A 24475-nucleotide genomic window follows, 5' to 3' on the forward strand; every position below is an offset into this window, starting at 1 on the left:
CTCCTCCACGTCCAGCAGGGACCGCAGACGGCGCACTTGCCGTCCGTGCGGGGGAGGCGCCCGACCGCGCAGCCGCCGCCATGAGGACAACGGGCTCACCGAGCCGCAGCAGCCGCGCAACCCACGTCAGCGTCCGCATCGCAGTGAGGACCACGACGACGATCTCCAGGCCCGTACCGGGTCGGCCCGCGGGACGGCCGCCGGAGGGATGACGCCGTCCGGGCGGTGACGTCCGGGGGCTCAGCGCCCCACGTCAGCGGCAGCGACGGCCGCGGCTGCCGCGGAGTACCGGGCGGCGCGCCGCGGGGGAGGGTCCTCGGGTTGCGGGACGGCAGGACCGGACCGCTGCCGGGGGAGCCGGCAGACCGGGCACAGGGCGAGCCCGTCGTGGCCGGTGACGAGCGTTCCCCATCCGCGGCAGGTCCGGCAATCGCGGGCCCTGCCGGGATCGGCGTGGGGAGCCGGGCCGGTCGCTCGGGTCATACGGGGTTCCCTCCGGGAATCGGTGGTCGGTGACGTCCGTACGCGGACGGTGTTCGCACTCAGACCGGCTGCTGACGTGTCCTCAGCCGGGCGTCCTGCCTGCGGCAGCGGCGCAGCAGCCGCGCCTCGGAGGGCCGCAGGCGCGGTCCGCCGACGATCACGACGTCGCACACGGCGTCCGCCAGGACGGCCCGTTGCACGGGCCTGCGGTGCCCACCCACCGCAGTCCGCGAGGACCGGGCCGCGCCGAGGAGCAGCAGGTCGTCGGCGCCGGACGCGACGGCGCACAGCACGGCCCCGGGGGCGCCCCGCAGCACGCACCGCTCGATCCGCACGTCCGGCGGTATGCCGCCGAGCGCCTCGTCCAGGGCCCGGGCCAGGCGTCCGGCCGCTTCCGCGGCGCACGCGTCCGCCCAGGCGGAGTCAGGCTGCAGGCCGTAGAGGAGCTCGCCCTCCGGAGGTTCCCAGGCCATGACGGCCAGCAGCGGCCGCCCGGTGGCCCGGGCCTCGAGGACGCCGCGGCGGAGCGCCGCGAGACTGGCGAGGGAACCGCTCGTGCCGACGACGACCCGGCCCGCTCCTGTCGCGTTCCGCATGGGGTGCCTCCCGTCTGGGTCCTGCCGGGACCCCGCCAGCGTCGCCGGGCCGCGTAGGATGAGGCAAATCGATGGCACTCATCCCGTGATGCGAGGCGCCGATGGACGTGACCCTGCGGCAACTGGGCGTGTTCGTCGCGATCGCCGACCACCGGGGGTTCGGTACGGCGGCCGCCGCGCTCGGCATGAGCCAGTCCTCGGTGTCGCACTCGCTCGCCTCCCTGGAGCGTGCCGTGCAGGGTGAACTGGTGCGGCGCGCCGCCCCCGTCGGGCCGACGCCCCTGGGCGACGCGCTGCTGCCGCACGCGCGTGCCACCCTCGCCGCGGCCCGGGCGTTCGACGCCGCGGCGGCCGCCCGGCACGACGCGGGTGCCGAGGGCACGATCACCCTGGCCGTGCCGCCGACCGCCGCGCACGGGCTGCTTCCCCGGCTGCTGAAGCTGTGGCGCGAGAACGTCCCGCAGGTCGAGGTCCGGATCTTCGAGGGCTTCGCCGAGGAGATCACCCAGTGGCTGGAGGGCGGCACGGTCGACGCCGCGATCCTCATCGACCCGGACCCGGTGCCCCGCGGGGCCGTCCAGGTCGCGACCGACGCGCTCGAGGCCGTCCTGCGCGGCGACCACCCGCTGGCCGGTGAGGAGTCCGTCGCGCTGGCCGACCTCCTGGACGACCCGCTGCTCGCCACCACCTCCGGCGCCGAGAGCCAGCTCAAGGAGCTCCACGCACGGGCCGGGGTGCCGTACCGCCCCACCCAGCACATCCGTGAACTGGGCACGCTGCTCTGCATGGTCGAGGCCGGCCTCGGCGTCGCGGTCGTCCCCTCCCTGGCGGGGAGCATGCTGCCAGGCGGCCTCACCCTCGTCCCCGTACTGCCGCGCGTGGAACGGCGGTTGCTCCTCACCGGGCCGGCCACGCGCCCCTGGCACCCGCACGTGACCGCGATCCGCGACCTGTGCCAGGGGACCGGCCCCGCGATGTGACCCCGCGCGCGGCGTACGGCGGGCAGGGGCTCACCCCGTGGGCGCCAGCACGGTCGTACGGCCTCCCAACGCGGCGGAGAAGCGGTCGGTGACCTGCGACAGGGCCTCGGCCGTGGCGGGCGCGACGGTCAGCGTGCCGTCGTCGGACACGGTGAGGTCCTTGTCGAGCGTGAACCACCCCGGGACGATGTGGGCGGCGCCCATGGAGCTCAGCACCGGGCGCAGCGCGTAGTCGATGGCCAGGACGTGGGCCGTGGTGCCACCGGTGGCCAGCGGCAGCACGGTCTTGTCGGCGAGGGCGAACTGCGGGAGCAGGTCGAGCAGCGACTTCAGCAGGCCCGAGTAGGCGGCCTTGTAGACGGGCGTGCCGATCACCACCCCGTCCGCCCGCTGGAACAGGGCCGCGGCCCCGGTGATGGCCGGGTGGTGGACGTCGGCGCCGAGCAGGGCGTCGGCGGGCAGCGTACGCACGTCCAGGGGGACCACCTCGTGGCCCTGGAGCCGCAGCCGGTCGTCCAGGTGGCGCAGCAGCCGTGCGGTGCGGGAGGTGGCGGAGGGGCTTCCGGAGACGGACAGGATGACGGCCATGGGGACCTTCCGGGTTCGGGCGGGCGGGGTGGGGGCGAGCGGGGACCTCGGCGCGGTCACCAGGTGCTGGATTCGACGGCCACGACGGGCACCAGACCGTTGCGCAGCGTCTCCAGGAAGGTGACGACCTCGGCTGCCACCGAGCGGTGCTGTACGTCGTTGAGCACGTCGTGGTGGGCGCCGCGGACGACCGAGAGCCGGGCGCGGGGCTGGGACTTGGCGGCGCGTGCGAGCCCGTCGTGATCGGCGAGCGGGTCGGCGTCACCGGCGAGGAAGAGCACGGGCGGGGCGAGTTCGGCCTCGTACGCGGCGGTGAGCAGGGCGTCGGGCACCGGCTCGCCCAGCGAGCCCCGGCGTACGCCCGGGTCCCGGGTGAGCGTGTCGCGGTGGGTGGGGCAGGACGTGCGGACGTCGAGCTCCCCGTCCCAGCCGCCGTCCCCGGCGGGGGCCGCCCGGCCGGGAAGCCCCGCGAGGACGACGCCGTCCGGCCGGACGCCGGCCCGGCCGGGGCGGCCCAGGAGCGCGGCGACGGCGACGGCGCCGGAGTCGGCGCCCACCAGGACGACGGGGGTGGCCGGCGCGCCCCCGGCGGCGGTGCCCTCGACGGCGTGCGCGAGGCGCTCGCCGAACCGGGTCAGGGAACCGGCCGGGTCGTCCGCGTCCGGCTCCGGGGGGTCGACGACCCGTACGCGGTAGGCGTCGGCGGCCAGCCGCCGCGCGAAGCGGGCGTAGGTCGCCCGTGTCTCGCCGCGGCCCGGCACCACGACGACCGTGCCGCGGACGAGCAGGCCCTCGGGGCCGTGGTGGTCGGTGTGGTCGGCGTGGTCGATGCGGTCGGTCTGCTCGGTCATCTCAGACTCCTGCCGGCTCGGGCCGGGGCTCGGGTTCGGACGCGCGCCGCCAGCCCAGCGCCGGCGCCACTTCGGTCGCGATGAGCTCCAGGGCGCGCAACGCCGCGTCGTGGTCGGGGACGGCGGGGTTGAACTGCGTGATCAGGTCGGTCGCGACCGGCAGGACCCGCTCCTGCCGCAGCGCCTCGACGACCTCCTCGGGATGCCCGAAGAAGGAGTGGAAGCGGCGCAGCGCCTCGTCCAGGTCCAGGCCCTTCGGGAAGGCGCCGCCCTCCGCCATGCGCAGCGCCGCCCGGTGGACGTCCTCGCCGATCTGCCCCAGCGCCGTCCGCCGGTCCTTGGCCGGGAACACGAACCGTGACAGCCCGATCCGCGGGCGGCGCGGCCGGTCCCAGGCGTCGAGGTAGGCGTCCGCCCAAGGGCGTTGCACCGCGTCGGTCGGGGAGTCGAAGCCGTACGCCGCCCGGTTGAGCAGGAGGTTCGACCCGGCGGTCGCCGCGTACGCGGCGCCCTGCGTGCTGAAGGCGCCCTGCCAGATGCGGTCGCCGAAGTCGCCGGCGGCCGGCTGGATGCGGAAGCCGGGCGCGCCGACCTCCTCACGTGCCAGCGCGCTGCGCAGTACGTCGAGGTGTTCGCTGGTCAGTTCGCGCTTGCGGGCGACGTCCCGGCCGAAGGCGGCGTACTCCAGGCCGTTGTAGCCGCTGCCCACGCCGATCTCGACGCGGCCGCCGCTGAGGGTGTCGACGGTGGCGACGTCCTCGGCGAGCCGGATCGGGTCCTCCAGCGGGAGGATGGTGACGGCGGTGCCGAGCCGGATCCGGGTGGTGCGTGCCGCGGCGTGGGCGAGGAACGTCCAGGGCGAGGACAGCCCCCCGCCGCCGAGGGAGACGTGGTGCTGGGCCACCCAGCCGGCGTCGAAGCCGAGTTCGTCGGCGGCGACGAAGAGTTCCAGGGCGTTGCGGTAGGTGCGGACCGGGTCGTCGTCGCGGCCCTGCACGTGGGTGAGGAAGCCGAGTCGCAGGCGCGGGTGCTCGGTGGTCATGGCCTCGTCCGTCCCGTCCCGTGCTCAGTCGGCCACGAGCAGGCGCTCGTGGGTGTGGCGGTTGGCGGGGACCGGCAGGCCGAGGTTGCCGCGCAGGGTGTCGGCCTCGTACTCGGTGCGGAACAGGCCGCGCTGCTGGAGGAGGGGCACGACGCCGTCCACGAAGAGTGCGAGCTCGTCGGTGGTGCGGAAGGCGAGGTTGATGCCGTCGAAGGTGCCGGCGCCGAACCACTGCTCGATGGTGTCGGCGACGGTCCGAGGCGACCCGACGAAAGGGGAGATGCGGAACTCGTTGGCCGACTGGGCCACCTGGCGCAGGGTCAGGTTCTCCGCCCGGGCCCGCTCGATGATCCTGGCCGCGCCCGTGCGTCCGCCCTTCTCGGCGAGGTGCGCGACGTCGGGGAAGGGCGCGTCCAGGTCGTGCACGCTGAAGTCGTAGGCGCCGAAGGAACGCCCCAGCAGCGCGAGGTTGCGGTCGAAGTCGTTGTCCTCCTCGAAGATCTCCCGCTCGCGGCGCCGGGCCGCCTCGTCGGTGGCGGCGACCACCGGACCGCCGTGGATGAAGATCTTGATGTGGTCGGGGTCGCGGCCGTAGGAGGCGGTGCGCTGCTTGATGTCGGCGTAGTACTCCTGCGCCTGCCGGAGTGTGCCCCCGGGGGCGTAGATGCCCTCGGCCACCTGGGCGGCCAGGTCGCGGCCCTCCTCGGAGACGCCGGCCTGGAAGATCACGGGCTGGCCCTGCGGGGACCGGGACAGGTTGAGGGGGCCGGCGACCCTGAAGTGCTCGCCCTCGTGGTCGAGCGCGTGCAGCTTGGCCGGGTCGAGGAAGACGCCCCGTTCCACGTCGGCCGGGAAGGCGTCGTCCTCGTAGGAGTCCCACAGGCCGCGGGCGACCTCGACGAACTCCAGGGCACGGCCGTAACGGGAGGCGTAGTCCAGGTGCTCGTCGAACCCGAAGTTCCTGGAGGTGCCCGTGTCGAAGCTGGTCACGACGTTCCAGCCGGCGCGGCCGCCGCTGATGTGGTCGAGCGAGGCGAAGCGGCGGGCGAGGTTGAACGGCGAGTTGTACGTCGAACTGGCCGTGCCGACCAGCCCGACGTGACGGGTGTGCGTGGCGACCGCCGACAGCAGGGTCAGCGGCTCCAGCCGGTTGAGGTAGTGGGCGGGGTAGGTGGCGTTGATGAACTGGCTGTCGACGATGAAGAGGGCGTCGAAGAGGGCGTGTTCGGCCGCCTTGGCCTGCGCGATGTAGTAGTTGATGTCGGTGCTGGCGTTCTTGGCGACGCGGGCGTCCTTCCACAGGCCGTGCTGGCCGGGGCCGCCGACGCCGTAGGGGTGGAGCGCGAGGTGGATCCTGCGGGACATGGTGGCTGTTCCTGTCTGTCGTGGGGTCAGGTGCGCAGCAGGGCGCGCAGCGCTTCGCGTTCGGCCCGGTCCGCCGGGGCGGAACGCAGGGTGGGCGCCGAGCCGACGAGCAGGCGCGTGTAGGGATGGCGGGGGTGGTTGACGACGTCGTGGGTGGTGCCGACCTCGACCAGTTCGCCCTGGTGGAGCACGGCGACGCGGTCGCAGACCCCGGCCACGGAGCCGAGGTCGTGGGAGATGAAGACCAGGGCCACTCCGGAGCCGCGCAGGTCCTTGAGGATCTCCAGGACCTGCACGCGGTTGGCCGCGTCGAGGGCGCTCACCGGTTCGTCGAGGATGACCAGGCGCGGTCCGGTGACCAGCGCCCGGGCCACCGAGACCCGTTGGCGCTGCCCGCCGGAGAGCTCCCCGGGCAGCCGGCCGAGGAGCTCCTCGTGCAGGCGGACGCGGGGGAGGAACGCCCGCGCGCGCTCGGCCGCCTCCTCGCGTGGGACGCCCTGCAGGACCAGCGGTTCGGTGAGGGACTCCTCGACGGTGAGGTCCGGGTCGAGGCTGCGCAGGGGGTCCTGGAAGACGTACTGGACGACGCCTCGGCGGCGCAGGGCGCGCCATTGGCGTGGGCCGTGCCGGGTGACGTCCTCCCCGCCGACGACGACCGACCCGGCCGAGGCGCGCACCAGGCCCAGTACGGCCCGGGCCAGGGTGGACTTCCCGGATCCCGTCTCGCCGATGAGGCCGACGGCCTCGCCGGGCGCGACGGTCAGGGACACCCCGCGCAGTGCCTGGCGGCGCCGGCGGCGCAGGCCGTGGTGCACGTCGAGGCCGGTGATCTCCAGCACGGGACCGGCGGGGTCCGCACCGCCGGCCGGCGTCGTCCGCGGCGGTTCGCCGGTCATGCGTCCTCCTTCACGGTGAGGAACTTGTCCAGGCCGTACTGCTCGTGTTCGGCGATGAGCAGTCGGGTGTACTCGTGCCGCGGGTCGTGCAGCACCGCGCGGGTCGGACCCTGCTCGACCACCTCGCCCTCCCGCAGGACGACGACCTCGTCGCAGAGCTGCGCGACGACCGCGAGGTCGTGGGAGACGACGACGAGGGCCAGCCCCGCCTGTTCGCGCAGTTCGGCGAGCATGTCGAGGATCCCGGCCTGGACGGTGACGTCGAGGGCGGTGGTGGCCTCGTCGGCGATGAGGATCCGCGGGCCGGCGGCGATCGCCGCCGCGATCAGGACGCGCTGGAGCATGCCCCCGGACAACTCGTGGGGGTAACTGCCGTAGACCAGTTCCGGATCGCGCAGTTGCACCGTCCGCAGCAGTTCGACGGCCTGCCGGCGGGCCTCGCGGCGCCGCTGCCCCTTCTTGGCGCGCACGACCTCGGCGATCTGCGCGCCGACCCGGATCGAGGGGTTGAGGTAGGAGGCCGGGTCCTGGAAGACCGCGCTGATCGTGGCGCCCCGCAGGGCCGTCCACTGAGCCCGTGTCAGGGTGGCGATGTCGGTGCCGTCGATCTCGATCGACCCACCGGTGACCTCGAAGTGCGCGGGCAGGATGCCGAGTGCCGCGCGGCAGGTGAGGGTCTTGCCGCTGCCGGACTCCCCGACGATGCCGACCGCCTCACCGGGTGCGAGGTCGAAGCTCACCCCGTGGACGATCTCGCGGTCGCCCGCGCGGTCGCCGATGCGCACGTCGCGGAGGGACAGCACCGGCGGTGCCGGGGTGTCCGGCGCGGCGCCCGGGGCGGGCCGGGGGAGCAGTCCTTCGGACACGGTCGTCATCGCGCACCTCCGGTGGGGGCGGGGTCGGGCTTGTCGAGGCGGTTGGCGCGGGCCCTGCGGCGGTCGAGCAGTGCGCGTCCCGCCTCGCCGGAGACGTCGCGGATCGCGTCGGCGAGCAGGTTGCTCGCCCAGACGGTGGCCATGATCAGCAGGGCGGGGGCCACCGGGGCCCACGGCTGGTGGCTGAGGTAGCCCAGGTCCGAGGCGAGCAGGCCGCCCCAGGTGGGCGCCGGCGGCTGCACACCGATGCCGAGGAAGGTCAGGCTGGAGACGATCACGAAGCCGACGCCGATGGTCTGGGCGAGCGCGACCGCGACCGGCGGGAGGATCTTGCCCCACACGTGGCGGCGTACGATCCAGCCCGTGGAGGCACCGGAGACGAGCGCCGCCTCCACGTACGGCGAGCGCGCCACGGCCAGGGTGGCGGCGCGGGCCACCCGGTAGAACAGCGGTGACACCAGCACGCCGGTGACCAGCATGGCCTGGGTGAGGCCGTTGCCGAGGAGCGCGACCACGGCGACGGCGAACAGCAGGAAGGGCAGCGCGACCAGCGTGTCGGCCAGGCGCAGGGTCGCCCACTCGAAGACCCGGCCCCAGTAGACCGACAGGATGCCGGGCACCGCGCCGACGACCAGGGCCGTCAGGGCGACTTCGAGCGAACCGAGCACGCTGACGCGCGAGCCGTCCAGGAGCCGGCTGAGGACGTCTCGGCCGAGGTAGTCCGTGCCGAGCCAGTACGAGCCCGAGGCGACGGCCAGGGTGTTGTCGCTGGTGGCCAGGGGATCGTGCGGTGCGAGCCAGGGACCGAGCAGCGCCAGCAGCGCGATCACGGTCAGGACGACCGCGGCGATCCGGCCGGAGGTGAGGGAGAGGACGCGGCGCACCATGGTCAGACCCCCCGCTGGGACGCCGGCGTCACGCGCGCCAGCACCAGGTTGACGATCAGGTTGAAGGAGACGACCAGGACGATCGACACCACGAGGACGCCCTGGACGGCGGGTACGTCCCCGGCCTGGGCGGCGTCGTTGGCGAACCTGCCGAAGCCCTGCAGACCGAAGATCCATTCGGTGACGACGGAGGCACCCACCAGGGCCGGGAACTTCAGTCCGAGGGTGGCGAGCGCCGGTCCGAGGCCGTTGCGCAGGACGTGACCGAAGAAGATCCGCCGCGGGCTCAGGCCGCGCACGACCGCGCCCGTGACGTAGTTCTCGCGGTGGGCCGCCACGAGGCCCGCGCGCAGCTGGCGGGCGACGTCGGCGACCACGTCGAAGCTCAGCGCGATCGCCGGGAGGGTGATGTGGGCCAGCCACGGCCCGACGCCCTGCTCCGCCGGGACGTAGCCGCCGGAGGGGAACCAGTGGAGACCGACGGCGAAGACGACGACCAGCACGATGCCCACCACGAAGGCCGGCATCACCGAGATGACCGTGACGAATCCGGTGATGGCACGGTCGATCCAGGTGGTGCTGCGCAGCGCCGCCACCGTGCCCAGCGCGAAGCCCACGACCACCCCGATGAGCAGGGCCAGCGTCGCGACCGAGAGGCTGACGCCCAGGCCGAGCCCGATGAGGGTGGAGATGTCGGCGCCGTTGGCCCAGCTGGTGCCGAGCCGCCCGTGCAGGATGCCGTCGAGCCAGTCCCCGTACTGGACCAGGAACGGCCGGTCGAGCCCCCACTGGGCCTCGACCCGGGCGATGGCCTGCGGTGTCGCGTCCTCGCCCAGCTGGATCCGTGCGGGGCTGAGCCCGCTCAGCGCCCGCAGCGCGAAGGTTACGAAGGTCGCGACCAGGAACACGGGCACGATGATCGCGACGGACCGGGCGAGGGCGGCCAGGACCCGGCCCGCGGCGTGCCGGGCCCTGGCCGCGGCGACGCCGCGACGGGGGGTGAGGGCGACCGGCGCGGCGGTCGTCGTCATGAGGTTGCCTCCCCTTCAGTGGTGGACGGTGGTCAGCTGCCGCCGGCGATGGTCACGCCGGTCCAGTCGATGTGGGCCGGGTTCTTCGGCAGGTCCGAGATCGCCTTGTTCTTGGCGAAGAGGTTGGGCGAGGAGTAGGTGAAGACCAGGGCCTTGCTCTTCAGCCCGGCCCGGGTCGCCGCCTGGAGGTTCCCCACGTAGTCGGGGGATTCCAGGGGCGTGCGGCGGACCTTCGCCACGGCCGCGTCGAAACCGGCCGGCTCGTACGGGGTGCTCAGGTTCAGCGGGCCGTTGGGCCCGAAGTGCGCGGTGAGGGTCTGCACCGCGGAGTCGCGCCCGGTGGTGCCGTAGAGCGAGAACGTCAGGTCCTTGGCGAAGAACGGGGTGGCCCAGTTCTTGTCGACCTTGATGCGGACGGTGATGCCGACCGCGGCCAGCTGCGCCTGCACGATCTCGGCCTGCGGGTCCTCCGCCGGGATGACGAGGTCGAGCTTGATGTCGCCCGCCTTGTGGCCGGCCTCGGCGAGCAGCTTGCGGGACGTCGCCGGGTCGTACGGGTACGGGTCCCGGGACTTCGGGTCGTAGGCCACGTACCCCGGCGGGAAGGGCTGGTCGGTCGCCTCGCCGTAGCCGAAGGTCAGCTTGTCGACGAACTCCGCGCGGTTGACCGCGTGGCGGACGGCGTCGACGACCCTGTCGTCGTCGAACGGTGCCTTGTTGACGTTGAGGCTGAGGTTCGAGGCGTTGAAACCGGGTTGCACGAAGACGTCCAGGCCGGCCTTCTCGGCGGCCTCCGCCTGACTGGGTTCGAGGTCGGCGAAGTTGTAGACGCCGGTCTGGAGGCCGGAGACGACCGTCGAGGCGTCGGGGGCGGAGGTGAGCTCCACGTCGTCGATGTGGATGTTCTTCGCGTCCCAGTAGTCCGGGTTCTTCTTGAGCAGCACCTTGGTGCCGGGGATCAGCTGCTTCACCACGAACGGACCGGCGCCGACCGGGTTCTGGTCCAGCTTCTGCGGGGCCGCGGCCGCCTTGGGGCTGGCGATCTGCAGGACGCGCTCACCGAGCAACTGCGGTATCTGGTAGTCGACCTGGGTGAGGTGGACGACGGCGTCCAGGCCGTTGGCGTCCACCGACGCGATCGAGGTCAGGTCGCCGAAGAGCGCCGAGTTCTTCTGCTTCTTGGCCCGCTCGATCGCCGCCTTGACCGCTGCCGCGTCGACCGGCTCGCCGTCGCTGAACTTCAGGCCGGGGCGGAGGTGGAAGGTGATCTCGTCACCCTTGTCGTTGTACTCCCAGCTCTTCGCGAGGTCGGGGACGGCCTTGCCGTTCTCGTCGGTACGCGTCAACGAGGCGTAGACGAGAGCGAGTTCGCGGAACTGGGCGCCGCTGCCGGAGACCACCGGGTCCCAGTGGGCGGGGAAGTAGGAGGAAGCCCACTTCAGTGTGGCGCTCCCCGTCGACGCGCCGGCGCCGCCGCCGCACGCGCCGAGGGCGGGAACGAGGACGGAGACGAGGGCGGTTCCGAGGGCCGCGGTGCGCAGCCGGCCCGGGCGCCGGGCGGCAGGGGAGGCGGGTCCGGGGCGGCTGGGCGTGAGTCGTCCGGGCATCTGAGTGCTTTCTTCGAGGGCCCCCGGACCGGCTCAGGGCAGGCGGGGGCGTGGCGGCGGGCACGGCGCGCACCCGCGCCCGACGCCGTCCCGTGCCGGTACGGCCGTGCCGTCGGGGTCTGGCGGGCAGACGCCGGGCACGCCGCGCTCAGGGCAGGGCGTTCGGGGGTACGCGGGGGCTCACCGGGATGCGGTGGGAGAAGGCGGCGAAGCGCGGAAGGGGCGGCGCGGACGGCGGGCGCGGCTCGACGGGGCGGCGGCGCGGCCGGTGCTGACGGATGCGGTCAGGCGCCTGTGGGCCGTGGGCGGCGGCCGGTCAGCGACAGAGGGCGCTGCAGGTGCGCCGCAGGTCCACGTAGCGGCACACCACACCGGGGTGCGTCGTGAGCATGCTGCTCATCCTGGCGAGCGCCGCGAGCGGCTGTCAATAGACACCAATTGGTGTCTCATTTGGCGGGACGGGTCCGTGACGGCGGATCAGAGCCCGCTCAGCGCGCGGCGCGCGCACCGCGAGCGGTGGCCGGGTGCGTGGCGGCCTCCTCGGGGTGCAGCCACAGGGGGCCGTTCCCGGTGTCCACCCGGACCGCCTCCGGCGGCGGCCAGGCCCCGGTGACCAGCAGGGCCCGCTCGGGATCGGTGAGGCTCCGGTAGCGCCGCAGCGCCTCGTCCGGCGCCAGCGGATCCGGGGTCCGCAGCAGTGCCGGGCACAACTCCTCGACGGCGCGGGCATACTCCTCGTAGGGCCGCCAGCCGGGCACCACACGCTGCCCGGCCGGGGCGCGTACGAGCAGCGTCGGCAGCGCGTACCGGTACCCGCCGTCGCCGGTCTCCTTCGCCGCTCCGGGGTGCGGCGACAGGCTGCGCGCCGCCAGCGCCTCGCGCACCGGGCGCCGTGCCTCCGCGCGGTCGGCCCGTACCCGCGCCAGAACGTCGTCGGCCGCCGCGTCGGCCGCGAGCCGTACCGGGTCCAGTCCCGGCGCGCCCCGTACGGCGGCCAGCGCGAGCGCGGGCGTGTCGGCCGGCTCCCCGAGCACGAACACGGTCTCCCGGAGCCGGCGCAGTACCCGCCCGGCCACCTCCTCGCCCTGCAGTTCGGCCGCCTTGGCGGCCAGCGAGGCGGGCCAGGAGCTCGCTGCCACCCGGCTCAGCCGCTCCGCACGCGGCGCCCCGGTGTGCGCGCTGATCTCCTCGACGTGCCGCGCGTACCAGGCGGTCTCCGCGGCCGGGTCGGGCGCCGGGTCGTCGTCGACGTCGAACAGGACGCCGTACACGCGGCGCCAGCGCACCCGGCCGCCCAGCGCGGCCCGCAGCCTGCGGAATACCGGTTCCGAACCCCAGGCCCAGGGGCACAGCGGATCGGTGTACTCCACCACCTCCACGGAGGGCGGGGGAGGCGGGGCCGTCACGCGGCTCCCTTCCGGTCCAGCCGTTCCGCGGCGGCCGCCGGCAGGAGCGAGGCGAGGGTCACCCCGCCGAGGACCGCCGCCGCGCCCGCCTCGACCTCGCGCCACACCCCGGGCAGCCCGGCGGCCGGACCGGGGTAGCCGAGCCCGGCCAGCGACTCCCCCCGCAGGGTGATCAACTCGCCGTCCACGGCGCGCGCAACGTCCAGCAGGGTGATCTCGCCGGCGGGCCGGCCGAGCCAGTAGCCGCCCTCGCAGCCGCGCTGACTGCGTACCAGCCCGGCCTTGCGCAGTTCGCCCACCACGGACTTCAGGAAGCGGAACGGGATCTGCTGCGCGGAGGCGATGGCCTCGCAGGTCAGGGGGCGGGCAGGCTCACAGGCGAGCTCCAGCAGAGCCCGCGTGGCGTAGTCCGCCTTCGCGGAGATATGCATGGGCCCATCATGCCCCAACCGGGCGGCGCGGCCCGGGGGTTCGGCCGCCGTGCTCCGTACATTGCGGCAGCATTGCCGCAGGTGAAGCGCAAAGGACACTTCTTGACATCCTTTTCGGGGCCGCTCTAGCGTCCGGGCCATGAGCGAGCCCCTGACGAACCCCGGTGAAGGCTTCCACCCCCATCTCCACGACGCGCCCGGGCAGGCGGCCGCGCCCCTGCGGACCCGGCTGCACCACATCCGCGCGGGCGCCCTGGACGGCGAGACGGCGCAGACCGGCGGGATGCGCAGGTTCGCCGCCGTCAGCGGGCGGACCGTGGGCTCCGAGAAGCTGTGGATGGGCCAGACCCACGTGGCCCCGGCGACGGCCTCCTCCGACCACCACCACGGCGAGTCCGAGACCGCGATCTACGTGGTGAGCGGGCACCCCGAGTTCGTCTTCCTGGACGACTCGGGCGACGCGCCCGAGGAGGTGCGCCTGCGCACCTCGCCCGGCGACTACGTCTTCGTCCCCCCGTTCGTGCCGCACCGCGAGGAGAACCCGGACCCCGCGCAGGAGGCCGTGGTCGTCATCGCCCGCAGCACCCAGGAGGCCGTCGTGGTCAACCTCCCCGGTCTGTACGCCCTTCCGGCCGAGGACGCCTGAGCGGCCGGACGCCCGGACCCGCGCAGCCGTCCCCGCCCTCCGCCCGCGTGGCGAGGGCGGGGACGGCTGCGGTGCGTCAGGGGGCGGCCGCGAGCGCGGCGGCCGCCGGCTGCGCACGGAACGCCGGGTGCCCGCCGAGACGGGCGACGTACGCCGTGAGGTGGCCGTAGGAGCAGAGCAGGCCGCTCGCGAGGTGGGAGAGGGCCACCCACACGTCGACGTCGGCGGCGGTCAGGTGGCCACCCAGGACGTACGGCCCGCGGGCCAGCCGGCGGTCCAGCAGGTCGAGGGTGGCGTGCAGGGTCCGCAGGGCCGCGTCACGGTCGGCCGGTGCCCCGTCCGCGGCCAGTTCGGCGGCTCTCGTCACGCCCGCGTCGACCGTGTGCCGGAGGGCCTCGATGTCGGGCAGGAGGGACGGGGGACACAGCGGCGGTACGGGGGCGCACCCCTCGGCGCCGAGGCGGCCCGCGAGGTCGCCGAGGATGTCCGGGGTGTGGTTGCTGACGACCCGCCCGGTCCACCGGTCGCACAGCGCGGGCACGGTGAGCGGTCCGTCGTAGTGGTGCCACGTGGCCTCGTAGGCCGCGCGCAGCGCGGCGAGCGCGGTGTCGCCGGCGGCCCCCGCAGGGACGGGCGTTGTGACGACGGAGTCCCGCAGCCCCAGCAGGTCGAGGGTGACGGCGACCCGTTGCGAGAGCGGGCAGCCCGGTGACAGGAACAGCTCGTACCTGCGTGGCGCCGGGTAGAAGCCGCCGGCGAGGTCGACACCGATGCGGCTGCGGAAGCGGTCGGGACGGGACGCGCGCGGCAGCGCCGAACAGGAGACGTGGAGTGCGGGGTCGAGCGGGATCGTCTCGGTCATGCCCTCTCCAAGGCGTGGCGGGCCACCGGTCGCCCCCTGGGGGCACCGGCGGCGGGACGGCTGAAGGTCCGGGGTGGGGTCAGCCGGCCGCGCCGAACGAGCTGCAGACGCGCAGGAAGTCGATGTGCAGACGTCGGGTGAGGAGGAGGACTCGTGCCCTGGGCATGTCCACCTCCCCGGCTCGGGGCCCGCAGGACGCGGGACCGCGCTTGCCCCGCCGCGCCGGCGGGACCAGGTCGTCACCCGGGGCACCCCACCGCGATGTGAGGGTTGCCGGTCAGCGGGCCGGGGCCGATGACCCACCGTGCCGCGGGGCGGTGTGGTGGGCGCTGACGATCGTGACCTGCCCATCAGTGTCGAGTCGTCAAACCCCGTGCGTCAAGGGACGCGTATGCGTCTCATCGGACCGCTCACGATGTGAGACGGCGTCGTTGACATTCCCAGAGGGCCGTGCCTAACTTACGCCGCAGATCGGTCATGAGCTCCGGCGCGAGCCCGGCTCGCCGGCCGGCGGCCCCCGTGTCGCGGTGGGACGCCCCGGATGACGACCGGACCGGACGGTCCGACGACGACGGTGGACGCGAGGCCCCGCGGGGCGGAACGGTGACGGTGACGACGATGCACGCAGCCCCGGGGACGGCCGCACAGCGGCCCCACGGCCGCGTCCCGTCGCACCCGCGGCTCCCCGTCGCCACGCACCACGTCCCCGGCGCCTCCTGTTGCGTGTGTACCGCGCACTGTCGCGCCCTCTGTCAAGGCTGACGGCTTCCTGAACCCCGGCCCCCGCCGCTGACGCGGCGGCGTGCCCTCCCGCCCAGGCCCGCCCGGGCTCTCCCGGGCCCGCTCCGCCCGCCTCCCCGTCCCATCGCCACGCCCGCCGGACACCCGATCCCGGCGGGGCCGCTGCCGCGTGCGCGACCGGGACGTGCCGAACCGCTGGAGTCCTCCATGACCGAACCACCCGGCATCGCCGTGTCCTCCCGGCCGGCGCCGCCCCCGCCCGGAGCGCCCGCCGGCGGAACGCTCCCCGCTCCACGACCCCCCACTGCACAGCGGGTGTTGCCGTTGCGGCGGCGCGGACGCTGGATCGCCACCGCGGTCGTGCTGGTGCTCGTCGCCCAGATCGCCCACGGCCTGGTGACCAACCCCTTCTACCAGTGGGACCGCTTCGCGTACTGGTTCGTCCGGCCGGTGATCCTGGACGGGCTGCTCATCACCCTGGAGGTGGCCGCGTACAGCGCGGTGCTCGGGCTGCTCGGCGGGATCGCGCTCGCACTGGCCAGGCTCTCCGGCAGCCCCGTGCTGCGCGCCGTCAGCTGGACGTACACCTGGCTGTTCCGCTCGGTGCCGCTGATCGTCGTGCTGCTGTTCCTGTACAACTTCAGCGCGCTGTACCGGACGTTGAGCCTGGGCGTGCCCTTCGGGCCGGCCTTCCTCACCTTCGACGAGTCCAGGCTCGCCACCGACCTGGTGGTGGCCGTCGTGGGTCTGAGCCTGAACGAGGCGGCCTACGCCTCCGAGGTGGTGAGGGCCGGAATCCTCTCGGTGGACCAGGGCCAGCACGAGGCGGCCGCCGCGCTCGGCCTGCCGAAGCGCTACCAGTTCGCCAGGATCGTGCTTCCGCAGGCGCTGCGGTCCGTCGTCCCCAACTACGTCAACCAGCTCATCGGGCTGATCAAGGGGACCTCGCTGGTCTTCTACGTCTCGCTGCTCGACCTGTTCGGCTCGGTCCAGAGCATGGGCAGCACCTACCCCGGCGACATCGTGCCGCTGCTGCTGGTCGCCACCGTCTGGTACGTGATCCTCACCAGCGTCGTCTCCGTCGTCCAGTTCCACGTCGAGCGGCACTACTCGCGCGGCGCGCTGCGCACCGTCCCGCCGACCCCCCTGCAGAAACTGCGGATCGCCCTGGGCGACCTGCGGGCCCGCGTCCGGACGGAGACCGCGACATGACCACCGACGTACGGCCGGCCGCCGTCGAGGTCCACGACGTGCACAAGTGGTACGGCGCCCACCGGGTGCTGGACGGGATCAGCCTGACGGTCCGGCCCGGAGAGGTCACCGTCGTCATCGGGCCGTCCGGTTCCGGCAAGTCCACGCTGCTGCGGGTCATCAACCACCTGGAGAAGCCCGAGGCCGGTCACGTCAGTGTGGACGGGGAGCTCATCGGCGTACGCCGGCACGGCACCCGGCTCAGGGAACTGAGCGAGCGGGTGATCCTCACCCAGCGCAGCCGGATCGGCTTCGTCTTCCAGAACTTCAACCTCTTCCCGCACCTCACCGTGCTGGACAACGTGGCCGCCGCCCCGGTGGCGACCGGCCGGCTGCGCAAGCCGGAGGCGCGCGAGCTGGCCCGCACCCTGCTCGGCCGGGTGGGGCTGGCCGACCGGACCGCGGCCTACCCCCGGCAGTTGTCCGGTGGCCAGCAGCAGCGCGTGGCCATCGCCCGGGCCCTCGCCCTGCGCCCCGGCGTGATCCTCTTCGACGAACCCACCTCCGCCCTCGACCCGGAGCTCGTCGGCGAGGTGCTGTCCGTCATCAAGGACCTGGCCACCAGCGGCACCACCCTCGTGATCGTCACCCACGAGATCGGCTTCGCCCGGGAGGTCGCCGACCGCGTCGTCTTCCTCGACGAGGGCCGGATCGTCGAACAGGGCCCGCCCGACCGGGTGCTGAACCACCCCGAACACGAGCGGACGAAGGAATTCCTCAGCAAGGTCCTCTGACTCCTCTGACCACTTCCCCGCGCTCCACGGACCACCGAACGACGAACGACGAACGACAGACAACGGACAAGGACGGCCATGCGCACTCTTCGCCCTCGCGGCAGACTCATCCGTACCCTGACGGCCACCGCCGCCCTCACCCTCCTTGCCGGCGGACTCGCCGCCTGCGGAAGTGACAGCGAGGCCTCCGCCACCATCGGCGCGGGATCCTCCGCCGGAACGGTCACCGTGGGCAGTCTGTCCAACGGCGCGGCCAAGGAGACCACGCTGAAGGTGACAAAGGTGAAGTCCATCAGCGCCGGACTGCCCAAGGCCGTCGCCGGCAGGGGCGAGCTGGTCATCGGCGTCGGCGCGCTGCCCGCCGGCTTCGCGCCGCTGGCGTACGTCGGCAGCGACCAGAAGACCCTCACCGGCGCCGAGCCGGACCTCGGCCGTCTGGTCGCGGCGGTGCTGGGGCTCAAGCCCCGGCTCAAGAACTCGACGTGGGAGAACCTCTTCGTCGGCATCGACAGCGGCAAGGTCGACGTGGCCTTCTCCAACGTCACCGACACCGAGGAACGCAAGCGGAAGTACGAGTTCGCCTCCTACCGGGAGGACAACCTGGCCTTCGAGGTCCTCAAGGACAGCACCTGGAACTTCGCCGACGACTACCGGAACCTCGACGGGAAGACCGTCGCGGTCGGCTCCGGCACCAACCAGGAGAAGATCCTCCTGGAATGGCGCAAGAAGCTCCAGGCGGAGGGCAAGGAGCTGACCGTCAAGTACTTCCCCGACAACAACAGCACCTATCTGGCGCTCAGCGGCGGGAAGATCGACGCCTACTTCGGCCCCAACCCCGGCATCGCCTACCACATCACCCAGGTCGCCACGACCCCCCGCCCCACCCGCAACGCGGGCAAGTTCTCCGGCGCCGGTGCGAGCCTGCAGGGCCTGATCGCCGCGACCGCGAAGAAGGACAGCGGGCTCGCGAAGCCGGTCGCGGCCGCGATCAACCACCTGATCGAGAACGGGCAGTACGCCAAGTGGCTCGCCGCCTGGAACCTGTCCAACGAGGCCGTCGGCACCTCGGAGGTCGACCCGCCCGGACTGCCGCTCGACAACTCCTGACGCCCCGTCCGCCGCACGACCGTACGGAGATCCGGCAGCCATGTCCCTCAGCATCCCCGCGGACCGCCCGCACAGCCCGGCGGCACCGCACGTCCTGGACAACCCCGCCTGGGCGGCACTCACCGGTCCGCACGCCCGGTTCGCCGAGCGCGTCGGCCGTGCCGCCCGCTATCCCGCCGACGTCTCCCCGTTCACCGCGCTGTCCGACCCGGCCGATCCGCGGGCCTGGGCGGACCTGACCGTACTCGCCGGGCCGGGCGCCGCCGTCGCGGTCACCGGCGCGCAGCAGCCGCCGGACGGATGGGAACTCGTCGAGGGCGGGGTGGGGGTGCAACTGGTCGACACCTCCCTGCGCGCCGAACACGCCCCGGAGGCGGTGCGGCTGGGCGTCGCCGACGTCCCCGAGATCCTGGAACTCATCGCCCTCACCAAGCCGGGTCCCTTCCTCCCCAGGACCGTCGAACTCGGGACCTACCTCGGCATCCGGGACGGCGGACGGCTGGTCGCCATGGCCGGGGAACGACTGCGGACCCCGGGATGGACGGAGATCAGCGCGGTGTGCACCCACCCCGGTCACCGCGGCCGGGGCCTGGCGACCCGGCTGGTGCGGGCCGTAGCCGCGGGGATCAGGGAACGCCGGGAGACCCCGTTCCTCCATGCCGCCGCCGTCAACACCGGTGCGATCCGGCTCTACGAGTCGATCGGGTTCACCCTGCGCCGCCGGACGACCTTCCTCTTCCTGCGAACCCCGGGCGGCCCGGGGGAACAGACCGGCTAGGGAAGGCGTTGCGTTGGCAGGAGAAGTACGGGCGCCGTGCCGCCCGCCGTATCCGGACAGAGCGGAGGTGAGGTCCGTGCCGACGCCGTCCCGCGCGTCCCTCGTGGTCCCCGCCCCACCCCGCGGTCCCCTGCTCTACTCGCGCGCGCACATCGACCTGCAGCGCGTGGCCGCCTCCCTCTGTCGTTCCTGACCCCCGTTCCCGCCGGCGGCCCTCCCGACGAGGGCCGCCGAGACCCGTGGTCGATCAGGAAGGCCCCTCCCATGTCCTCGGACATCCCTTCGCCGTACCCTCTTCCCGCTCCTTCGCCGAACGCCCCGCTGCACCTGGCCGTGGCCCTCGACGGGGCCGGCTGGCACCCGGCCGCCTGGCGTGAGCCGACGGCCAGGCCCCGTGAACTGCTCACCGCCCGCTACTGGCAGGACGTGGTCACCGAGGCCGAGCGGGGGCTGCTCGACTTCGTGACGATCGAGGACTCCCTCGGTCCGCAGTCCTCCCACTTCACCGAACCCGACGGACGCACCGACCAGGTGCGCGGCCGCCTGGACGCCGTCCTGATCGCCGCGCGCGTGGCCCCGCTGACCCGGCACATCGGTCTCGTGCCGACGGTGGTCGCCACCCACACGGAGCCGTTCCACCTCTCCAAGGCCATCGCCACCCTCGACTACGTGAGCACCGGCCGGGCCGGTCTGCGCGTCCAGGTCTCGGCCCGGCGGAACGAGGCCGCGCACTTCGGCAGGCGCGCCATCCCCCCGTTCGGCATCGAGGACCTGGACACCCCGGCGGTACGGGAGCTGGTCACCGACCTCTTCGACGAGGCGGCCGACTACGTCGAGGTGGTGCGCCGCCTCTGGGACAGCTGGGAGGACGACGCCGAGATCCGCGACGTCGCCACCGGCCGCTTCATCGACCGAGACAAGCTCCACTACATCGACTTCGAGGGCCGGCACTTCAGCGTCAAGGGCCCCTCCATCACACCCCGGCCGCCCCAGGGCCAGCCCGTCGTCAGCGCCCTCGCCCACAGCGACGTGCCGTTCCGGCTCGTGGCGCGCTCCGCGGACATCGGATACGTGACCCCGCACGACGGCGACCAGGCCCGCGCGATCGTCACCGGGATACGTGCCGCCCAGGAGGCGGCCGGCCGGGAGCGCGAGCCCCTGCACGTCTTCGGCGATCTCGTGGTCCTCCTCGACGACGACGCCGGTGCGGCGCGCGACCGCCTGGAGCGGCTGGACGGCCTCGCCGGCACGCCGTACACCAGCGACGCGAAGGTCTTCGCCGGCACGCCCGCAGGTCTCGCGGACCTGCTGCTGGAGTGGCGGCGGGCCGGGCTCACCGGCTTCCGGCTGCGCCCCGCGGTGATCGGCCACGACCTGCCGGCCATCACCCGGGGGCTCGTGCCCGAACTGCGGCGCCGCGGCGCGTTCCGGGACGCCTACGAGGCCCGCACCCTGCGCGGCCTGCTCGGTCTGGCCCGCCCCGCCAACCGCTACGCCGCCACCAGCGCGACCGCCTGAGCCGGAGGAACCGTACGCCATGAGCAAGCCGCGCAAGCAGATCCATCTGGCCGCCCACTTCCCCGGCGTCAACAACACCACCGTGTGGAGTGACCCGCAGGCCGGCAGCCACATCGAGTTCGGCTCCTTCGCGCACTTCGCCCGGACCGCCGAACGCGCCAAGTTCGACTTCCTGTTCCTCGCCGAGGGCCTGCGCCTGCGCGAACAGGGCGGCAGGATCTACGACCTGGACGTGGTCGGCCGGCCCGACACCTTCACCGTCCTCGCCGCGCTCGCCGCCGTCACCGAGCACATCGGGCTCACCGGCACGATCAACTCCACCTTCAACGAGCCCTACGAGGTGGCCCGGCAGTTCGCCAGCCTCGACCACCTCTCCGGCGGGCGCTCCGCCTGGAACGTCGTCACCTCCTGGGACGCCTTCACCGGGGAGAACTTCCGCCGCGGCGGCTTCCTCCCGCAGGAGGAGCGCTACTCCCGCGCGAGGGAGTTCCTGGCCACCGCGGGCGAGCTCCTCGACTCCTGGCAGGGCGAGGAGATCGTCGCCGACCGGGCGACCGGCACCTTCCTGCGCGACGCGCGGGCCGGATCCTTCGTGCACAAGGGGCACCACTTCGACATCCACGGGCAGTTCAACGTCCCGCGCAGCCCGCAGGGGCGCCCCGTGATCTTCCAGGCCGGCGACTCCGAGGAGGGCCGGGAGTTCGCGGCCGCCGACGCCGACGCCATCTTCAGCCGGTACAGCACCTTCGAGGAGGGCCGGGCCTTCTACCGCGACGTCAAGGGCCGCCTGCCCAAGTACGGACGCAGCCCCGGCCAGTTGCTCATCCTGCCCGCCGCGACCTTCGTCCTCGGCGACACCGACGCCGAGGCCGCCGAACTGGCCCGCGAGGTGCGGCGGCAGCAGGTCAGCGGGGCCACCGCGATCAAGCACCTGGAGTTCGTCTGGAACCGCGACCTGTCCGCCTACGACCCGGACGGCCCGCTCCCGGACATCGACCCCGATCCCGGAGAGCACACCGTCGCCCGCGGCCGTGCCCAGGTGCGCATGTACCGTGACCCGCTGACCACCGCCCGCGAGTGGCGGGAGCTCGCCGCCGCCAACAAGTGGTCGATCCGCGACCTGGTCATCGAGACCGGCAACCGCCAGTCCTTCGTGGGATCCCCGGCCACCGTCGCCGCGACCATCGACGACTTCGTGCAGGGCGACGCCGCCGACGGCTTCATCCTCGTCCCGCACGTCACCCCGGGTGGCCTGGACGGCTTCGCCGACACCGTCGTCCCGCTGCTCCAGGAGCGGGGTGCGTTCCGTGCCGACTACGAGGGGACGACGCTGCGCGCCCACCTCGGTCTCGCCCACCCCGACGCCGGCGCCGCGGCGGAGCGGGCCGCGTCGTGAGGTTCTTGGCCATCACCCTGATCGTGCACGCCCCGGACCCGGTGACCGGGGCGCTGAAGCCGACCGCCGCGCGGTTCCGCGAGGTGCTCGACAACGCGCTGCTGGCCGAGGAACTGGGCTTCGACGGCTTCGGCGTGGGGGAGCGCCACGAGCAGCCGTTCCTCTCCTCCTCACCGCCCGTCGTGCTCAGCCACATCGCCGCCCTCACCTCCCGGATCCGGCTGTTCACCGCGGTGACCACGCTCAGCCTCCTCGACCCGGTGCGGGCCTACGAGGACTACGCGACGCTGGACCACCTGTCCGGCGGCCGCCTGGAGCTGATCATCGGCAAGGGCAACGGCACGGCGCAGCGCGAGCTGTTCCACGTCACCCCCGAGGACCAGTGGGACCGCAACGCCGAGAGCTACGAGGTGTTCCGGCGGCTCTGGCGGGAGGGGAAGGTGACCGCCGACACCCGGTTCCGTCCCGCGCTGAAGGACGCGCAGGCAGAGGACTTCGTGGCGCGCAGTTCGGCGCTGGTCGGCAGCCCGCAGCAGGTCGTCGACAAGGTCCACCGCTACCACGAGCGGTTCGGCCACACGGTGCTGCACGTCCACGCGGACGCGGGCGGGCTGTCCCACGCCCGGCACCGCCGCTCGCTCGAGCTCTTCCAGTCCGAGGTCGCCCCGGTGCTGCGGCGCGCCATCCCGGACCCGCCGTTCGCCTGGGGCCCGGCCCCGTCCTCGCCCGAACCCGCCCATCGCTGAGGAGAAAGCCCATCGTGTCCCGCACACCGCTCGGAGTCCTCGACCTCGTCCCGATATCGTCCGGCTCCACCGCCGCCGACGCCCTGCGCAACAGCATCGACCTCGCGCGGCGGGCCGAGGAGTCCGGCTACGCCCGCTACTGGTTCGCCGAGCACCACCTCAACCCCGGTGTCGCCGGCACCTCGCCCGCCGTCCTGCTGGCCCTCACCGCGGCCGCGACCTCCACGATCCGGCTCGGCTCGGGGGCCGTCCAGCTCGGTCACCGCACCGCCCTGTCCACGGTCGAGGAGTTCGGCCTCATCGACGCCCTCCACCCGGGGCGGCTCGACCTGGGGCTCGGCCGCTCCGGCGGCCGCCCGCCGGGCGGTACGCCGGACCCGGTGCCGACCACGACACCCGTCGTGGACGGCCGGACGCCGGGCGGACTGCGGATCCCGCCGAAGTTCTCCTTCGAGCACCTGCTCGGCTCACCGCGCATCGCGCTCCAGCGGCACCTGCTCCAGCAGCCGGGCGCCCGCTCCCAGGACTACGGCGAGCAGGTCGACGACATCCTGGCGCTGCTGCGCGGCACGTACCGCTCGGCGGACGGCGTCGAGGCGCACGTCGTGCCGGGGGAGGGTGCCGACGTCCAGGTGTGGATCCTCGGCAGCAGCGGCGGCCAGAGCGCCGAGGTCGCCGGCCGCCACGGACTGCACTTCGCCGCGAACTACCACGTCAGCCCGGGCAGCGTCCTGGAGGCGGTCGACGGCTACCGTGCCGCCTTCCAGCCGGGCGGCGTGCTCGACAAGCCCTACGTCAGCGTCTCCGCCGACGTCGTCGTCGCGCAGGACGACGCGAGGGCCCGCGAGCTCGCCACCGGCTACGCCCCCTGGGTCCGCAGCATCCGGACCGCCGAGGGCGCCATCGAGTTCCCCACCCCCGGACAGGCCCGGGCGCACCCGTGGACGGAGGCGGACCGGGCACTGGTGGCCGACCGGGTCGAGACCCAGTTCGTCGGCTCGCCGCAGCGTGTCGCCGACCAGTTGGAGCAGCTCCAGGAGGCCACCGGCGCCGACGAGTTGATCGTGACCACCATCACCCACGACCACGAGGACCGGGTCCGTTCCCACCGGCTCCTGGCCGAGGAGTGGCACCGCCGCTGACGGTCCGGCGTGGCGCCGTCAGTCCCGCCCGGGCAGCAGGCCGCGCCGGAGCGCGGCGACGAGGTGGACCGGCACCAGCTGCTCACGGCCGTCGACGGTGACCGGGACCAGGTGGGGAGCCGCGGCCTTCCACCGGGCCCGGCGGTGACGGGTGTTGCTGCGGGAGGTCTTGCGTTTGGGTACGGCCATCGGGGTCTCCTGTACGGGTGGGCGTGCGGTCAGCGGGAGGCGTACGGCAGCAGGGCCATCTCGCGGGCGTTCTTCACCGCGCGGGCGAGGGCCCGCTGCTGCCGGGCGGTGACGTGGGTGACCCGCCGGCTGCGGATCTTGCCCCGGTCGGAGACGAACTTCCGCAGCAGGTCGGTGTCCTTGTAGTCGACGTACTCGATGCCCGCGGCGATGAGCGGATTGGGGCGGGGCTTGCGGGCGTCCTTGCCCCGGCCCCTGCCCTTGCCCGTGCCCTTGGCCGTGGCGGTGTGGACGGTCGTCATGGTGCTGTCTCCGGTGGTCGTGGCG

General features: G+C 73.6%; 25 protein-coding genes and 1 riboswitch. Of the genes, 10 read left to right on the forward strand and 15 right to left on the reverse strand.

Going from position 1 to position 24475, the window contains the following annotated elements; genetic code table 11:
- Positions 1–542 precede the first annotated feature (542 nt).
- On the reverse strand, positions 543–1079 hold the full coding sequence (locus AC1VWI_RS40365) for a universal stress protein (protein ID WP_499516020.1): 537 nt from the start codon (positions 1077–1079) through the stop codon (positions 543–545).
- A gap of 101 nt (positions 1080–1180) precedes the next feature.
- On the opposite strand from AC1VWI_RS40365, the gene AC1VWI_RS40370 reads away from it, so the two are divergent.
- Positions 1181–2059, forward strand: a complete 879-nt coding sequence (locus AC1VWI_RS40370; RefSeq protein ID WP_499516021.1) for a LysR family transcriptional regulator — start codon at positions 1181–1183, stop codon at positions 2057–2059.
- A 30-nt stretch (positions 2060–2089) separates the two neighbouring features.
- Here AC1VWI_RS40370 and ssuE read toward each other — a convergent pair whose 3' ends face one another.
- From ssuE to AC1VWI_RS40425, 11 genes are all read right to left on the reverse strand, one after another.
- Positions 2090–2647, reverse strand: a complete 558-nt coding sequence (ssuE, locus tag AC1VWI_RS40375) for an NADPH-dependent FMN reductase (protein ID WP_499516022.1) — start codon at positions 2645–2647, stop codon at positions 2090–2092.
- Positions 2648–2703: 56 nt separating this feature from the next.
- Complete coding sequence (locus AC1VWI_RS40380; protein ID WP_499516023.1) at positions 2704–3498, reverse strand: alpha/beta hydrolase; 795 nt, start codon at positions 3496–3498, stop codon at positions 2704–2706.
- A gap of 1 nt (position 3499) precedes the next feature.
- Positions 3500–4540 (reverse strand): LLM class flavin-dependent oxidoreductase, encoded by a 1041-nt coding sequence (locus AC1VWI_RS40385; protein WP_499516024.1) that lies wholly within the window; start codon positions 4538–4540, stop codon positions 3500–3502.
- Between the two features lie 24 nt (positions 4541–4564).
- Positions 4565–5905, reverse strand: a complete 1341-nt coding sequence (locus AC1VWI_RS40390) for an NtaA/DmoA family FMN-dependent monooxygenase (protein WP_499516025.1) — start codon at positions 5903–5905, stop codon at positions 4565–4567.
- Between the two features lie 26 nt (positions 5906–5931).
- Positions 5932–6801, reverse strand: a complete 870-nt coding sequence (locus tag AC1VWI_RS40395; protein WP_499516026.1) for an ABC transporter ATP-binding protein — start codon at positions 6799–6801, stop codon at positions 5932–5934.
- Positions 6798–7676 carry an ABC transporter ATP-binding protein gene (locus AC1VWI_RS40400; protein ID WP_499516027.1) on the reverse strand — a complete coding sequence of 293 codons (879 nt, stop codon included), beginning with the start codon at positions 7674–7676 and terminating at the stop codon, positions 6798–6800. The genes AC1VWI_RS40395 and AC1VWI_RS40400 overlap by 4 nt, the downstream gene beginning before the upstream one ends.
- Complete coding sequence (locus tag AC1VWI_RS40405) at positions 7673–8563, reverse strand: ABC transporter permease (RefSeq protein WP_499516028.1); 891 nt, start codon at positions 8561–8563, stop codon at positions 7673–7675. The genes AC1VWI_RS40400 and AC1VWI_RS40405 overlap by 4 nt, the downstream gene beginning before the upstream one ends.
- 2 nt (positions 8564–8565) lie before the next feature.
- Positions 8566–9594 (reverse strand): ABC transporter permease, encoded by a 1029-nt coding sequence (locus AC1VWI_RS40410; RefSeq protein WP_499516029.1) that lies wholly within the window; start codon positions 9592–9594, stop codon positions 8566–8568.
- A gap of 32 nt (positions 9595–9626) precedes the next feature.
- Positions 9627–11201, reverse strand: coding sequence for an ABC transporter substrate-binding protein (locus AC1VWI_RS40415; protein ID WP_499516030.1), 1575 nt, complete (start codon positions 11199–11201; stop codon positions 9627–9629).
- 488 nt (positions 11202–11689) lie between these two features.
- On the reverse strand, positions 11690–12607 hold the full coding sequence (locus AC1VWI_RS40420; protein ID WP_499516031.1) for a DsbA family oxidoreductase: 918 nt from the start codon (positions 12605–12607) through the stop codon (positions 11690–11692).
- On the reverse strand, positions 12604–13038 hold the full coding sequence (locus AC1VWI_RS40425) for an RrF2 family transcriptional regulator (protein ID WP_499516032.1): 435 nt from the start codon (positions 13036–13038) through the stop codon (positions 12604–12606). The genes AC1VWI_RS40420 and AC1VWI_RS40425 overlap by 4 nt, the downstream gene beginning before the upstream one ends.
- 139 nt (positions 13039–13177) lie before the next feature.
- On the opposite strand from AC1VWI_RS40425, the gene AC1VWI_RS40430 reads away from it, so the two are divergent.
- Positions 13178–13684: a cupin domain-containing protein gene (locus AC1VWI_RS40430; RefSeq protein WP_499516033.1), complete on the forward strand. Its 507-nt coding sequence runs from the start codon at positions 13178–13180 to the stop codon at positions 13682–13684.
- Between the two features lie 76 nt (positions 13685–13760).
- On the opposite strand, the gene AC1VWI_RS40435 is transcribed toward AC1VWI_RS40430, so the two are convergent.
- Positions 13761–14546 (reverse strand): glutathione S-transferase C-terminal domain-containing protein, encoded by a 786-nt coding sequence (locus tag AC1VWI_RS40435; protein WP_499516034.1) that lies wholly within the window; start codon positions 14544–14546, stop codon positions 13761–13763.
- Between the two features lie 200 nt (positions 14547–14746).
- A riboswitch (SAM riboswitch) is annotated at positions 14747–14850 on the reverse strand.
- A 644-nt stretch (positions 14851–15494) separates the two neighbouring features.
- On the opposite strand from AC1VWI_RS40435, the gene AC1VWI_RS40440 reads away from it, so the two are divergent.
- The 8 genes from AC1VWI_RS40440 to AC1VWI_RS40475 all read left to right on the forward strand — a co-directional run bounded on the left by AC1VWI_RS40440 (position 15495) and on the right by AC1VWI_RS40475 (position 23959).
- Positions 15495–16499, forward strand: coding sequence for an amino acid ABC transporter permease (locus AC1VWI_RS40440; protein WP_499516035.1), 1005 nt, complete (start codon positions 15495–15497; stop codon positions 16497–16499).
- Positions 16496–17272, forward strand: coding sequence for an amino acid ABC transporter ATP-binding protein (locus AC1VWI_RS40445; RefSeq protein WP_499516036.1), 777 nt, complete (start codon positions 16496–16498; stop codon positions 17270–17272). The genes AC1VWI_RS40440 and AC1VWI_RS40445 overlap by 4 nt, the downstream gene beginning before the upstream one ends.
- 78 nt (positions 17273–17350) lie before the next feature.
- Positions 17351–18379, forward strand: coding sequence for an ABC transporter substrate-binding protein (locus AC1VWI_RS40450; RefSeq protein ID WP_499516037.1), 1029 nt, complete (start codon positions 17351–17353; stop codon positions 18377–18379).
- A 40-nt stretch (positions 18380–18419) separates the two neighbouring features.
- Positions 18420–19157, forward strand: coding sequence for a GNAT family N-acetyltransferase (locus AC1VWI_RS40455; RefSeq protein WP_499516038.1), 738 nt, complete (start codon positions 18420–18422; stop codon positions 19155–19157).
- A gap of 264 nt (positions 19158–19421) precedes the next feature.
- On the forward strand, positions 19422–20675 hold the full coding sequence (locus tag AC1VWI_RS40460) for an LLM class flavin-dependent oxidoreductase (protein ID WP_499516039.1): 1254 nt from the start codon (positions 19422–19424) through the stop codon (positions 20673–20675).
- Positions 20676–20694: 19 nt separating this feature from the next.
- Entirely contained in the window at positions 20695–22071 is a 1377-nt protein-coding gene (locus AC1VWI_RS40465; RefSeq protein ID WP_499516040.1) for an NtaA/DmoA family FMN-dependent monooxygenase, read from the forward strand.
- A complete protein-coding gene (locus tag AC1VWI_RS40470; RefSeq protein WP_499516041.1) occupies positions 22068–22817 on the forward strand; it encodes an LLM class flavin-dependent oxidoreductase in 750 nt (249 codons plus the stop codon). The genes AC1VWI_RS40465 and AC1VWI_RS40470 overlap by 4 nt, the downstream gene beginning before the upstream one ends.
- 14 nt (positions 22818–22831) lie before the next feature.
- Complete coding sequence (locus tag AC1VWI_RS40475) at positions 22832–23959, forward strand: LLM class flavin-dependent oxidoreductase (RefSeq protein WP_499516042.1); 1128 nt, start codon at positions 22832–22834, stop codon at positions 23957–23959.
- Between the two features lie 18 nt (positions 23960–23977).
- Here the strand turns inward: AC1VWI_RS40475 and rpmF are convergent, their stop codons facing one another.
- Complete coding sequence (gene rpmF, locus AC1VWI_RS40480; protein WP_499516043.1) at positions 23978–24148, reverse strand: 50S ribosomal protein L32; 171 nt, start codon at positions 24146–24148, stop codon at positions 23978–23980.
- Between the two features lie 29 nt (positions 24149–24177).
- Positions 24178–24450: a 30S ribosomal protein S18 gene (gene rpsR, locus AC1VWI_RS40485; RefSeq protein ID WP_499516044.1), complete on the reverse strand. Its 273-nt coding sequence runs from the start codon at positions 24448–24450 to the stop codon at positions 24178–24180.
- Positions 24451–24475 lie beyond the last annotated feature (25 nt).

The sequence above is a fragment of the Streptomyces sp. TOM-9 genome, assembly GCF_056858595.1.

What these genes read in the sequence shown, in the direction of transcription:
- AC1VWI_RS40465 (WP_499516040.1), top strand. Translation starts at nt 20,695, where the DNA reads ATGAGCAAGCCGCGCAAGCAGATCCATCTGGCCGCCCACTTCCCCGGC.
- AC1VWI_RS40415 (WP_499516030.1), bottom strand. Translation starts at nt 11,201, where the DNA reads ATGCCCGGACGACTCACGCCCAGCCGCCCCGGACCCGCCTCCCCTGCC.
- ssuE (WP_499516022.1), bottom strand. Translation starts at nt 2,647, where the DNA reads ATGGCCGTCATCCTGTCCGTCTCCGGAAGCCCCTCCGCCACCTCCCGC.
- rpmF (WP_499516043.1), bottom strand. Translation starts at nt 24,148, where the DNA reads ATGGCCGTACCCAAACGCAAGACCTCCCGCAGCAACACCCGTCACCGC.
- AC1VWI_RS40405 (WP_499516028.1), bottom strand. Translation starts at nt 8,563, where the DNA reads ATGGTGCGCCGCGTCCTCTCCCTCACCTCCGGCCGGATCGCCGCGGTC.
- AC1VWI_RS40455 (WP_499516038.1), top strand. Translation starts at nt 18,420, where the DNA reads ATGTCCCTCAGCATCCCCGCGGACCGCCCGCACAGCCCGGCGGCACCG.
- AC1VWI_RS40390 (WP_499516025.1), bottom strand. Translation starts at nt 5,905, where the DNA reads ATGTCCCGCAGGATCCACCTCGCGCTCCACCCCTACGGCGTCGGCGGC.
- AC1VWI_RS40370 (WP_499516021.1), top strand. Translation starts at nt 1,181, where the DNA reads ATGGACGTGACCCTGCGGCAACTGGGCGTGTTCGTCGCGATCGCCGAC.
- AC1VWI_RS40430 (WP_499516033.1), top strand. Translation starts at nt 13,178, where the DNA reads ATGAGCGAGCCCCTGACGAACCCCGGTGAAGGCTTCCACCCCCATCTC.
- AC1VWI_RS40395 (WP_499516026.1), bottom strand. Translation starts at nt 6,801, where the DNA reads ATGACCGGCGAACCGCCGCGGACGACGCCGGCCGGCGGTGCGGACCCC.
- AC1VWI_RS40365 (WP_499516020.1), bottom strand. Translation starts at nt 1,079, where the DNA reads ATGCGGAACGCGACAGGAGCGGGCCGGGTCGTCGTCGGCACGAGCGGT.
- AC1VWI_RS40445 (WP_499516036.1), top strand. Translation starts at nt 16,496, where the DNA reads ATGACCACCGACGTACGGCCGGCCGCCGTCGAGGTCCACGACGTGCAC.
- AC1VWI_RS40400 (WP_499516027.1), bottom strand. Translation starts at nt 7,676, where the DNA reads ATGACGACCGTGTCCGAAGGACTGCTCCCCCGGCCCGCCCCGGGCGCC.
- AC1VWI_RS40380 (WP_499516023.1), bottom strand. Translation starts at nt 3,498, where the DNA reads ATGACCGAGCAGACCGACCGCATCGACCACGCCGACCACACCGACCAC.
- AC1VWI_RS40450 (WP_499516037.1), top strand. Translation starts at nt 17,351, where the DNA reads ATGCGCACTCTTCGCCCTCGCGGCAGACTCATCCGTACCCTGACGGCC.
- AC1VWI_RS40410 (WP_499516029.1), bottom strand. Translation starts at nt 9,594, where the DNA reads ATGACGACGACCGCCGCGCCGGTCGCCCTCACCCCCCGTCGCGGCGTC.
- AC1VWI_RS40460 (WP_499516039.1), top strand. Translation starts at nt 19,422, where the DNA reads ATGTCCTCGGACATCCCTTCGCCGTACCCTCTTCCCGCTCCTTCGCCG.
- AC1VWI_RS40440 (WP_499516035.1), top strand. Translation starts at nt 15,495, where the DNA reads ATGACCGAACCACCCGGCATCGCCGTGTCCTCCCGGCCGGCGCCGCCC.
- AC1VWI_RS40425 (WP_499516032.1), bottom strand. Translation starts at nt 13,038, where the DNA reads ATGCATATCTCCGCGAAGGCGGACTACGCCACGCGGGCTCTGCTGGAG.
- AC1VWI_RS40435 (WP_499516034.1), bottom strand. Translation starts at nt 14,546, where the DNA reads ATGACCGAGACGATCCCGCTCGACCCCGCACTCCACGTCTCCTGTTCG.
- rpsR (WP_499516044.1), bottom strand. Translation starts at nt 24,450, where the DNA reads ATGACGACCGTCCACACCGCCACGGCCAAGGGCACGGGCAAGGGCAGG.
- AC1VWI_RS40385 (WP_499516024.1), bottom strand. Translation starts at nt 4,540, where the DNA reads ATGACCACCGAGCACCCGCGCCTGCGACTCGGCTTCCTCACCCACGTG.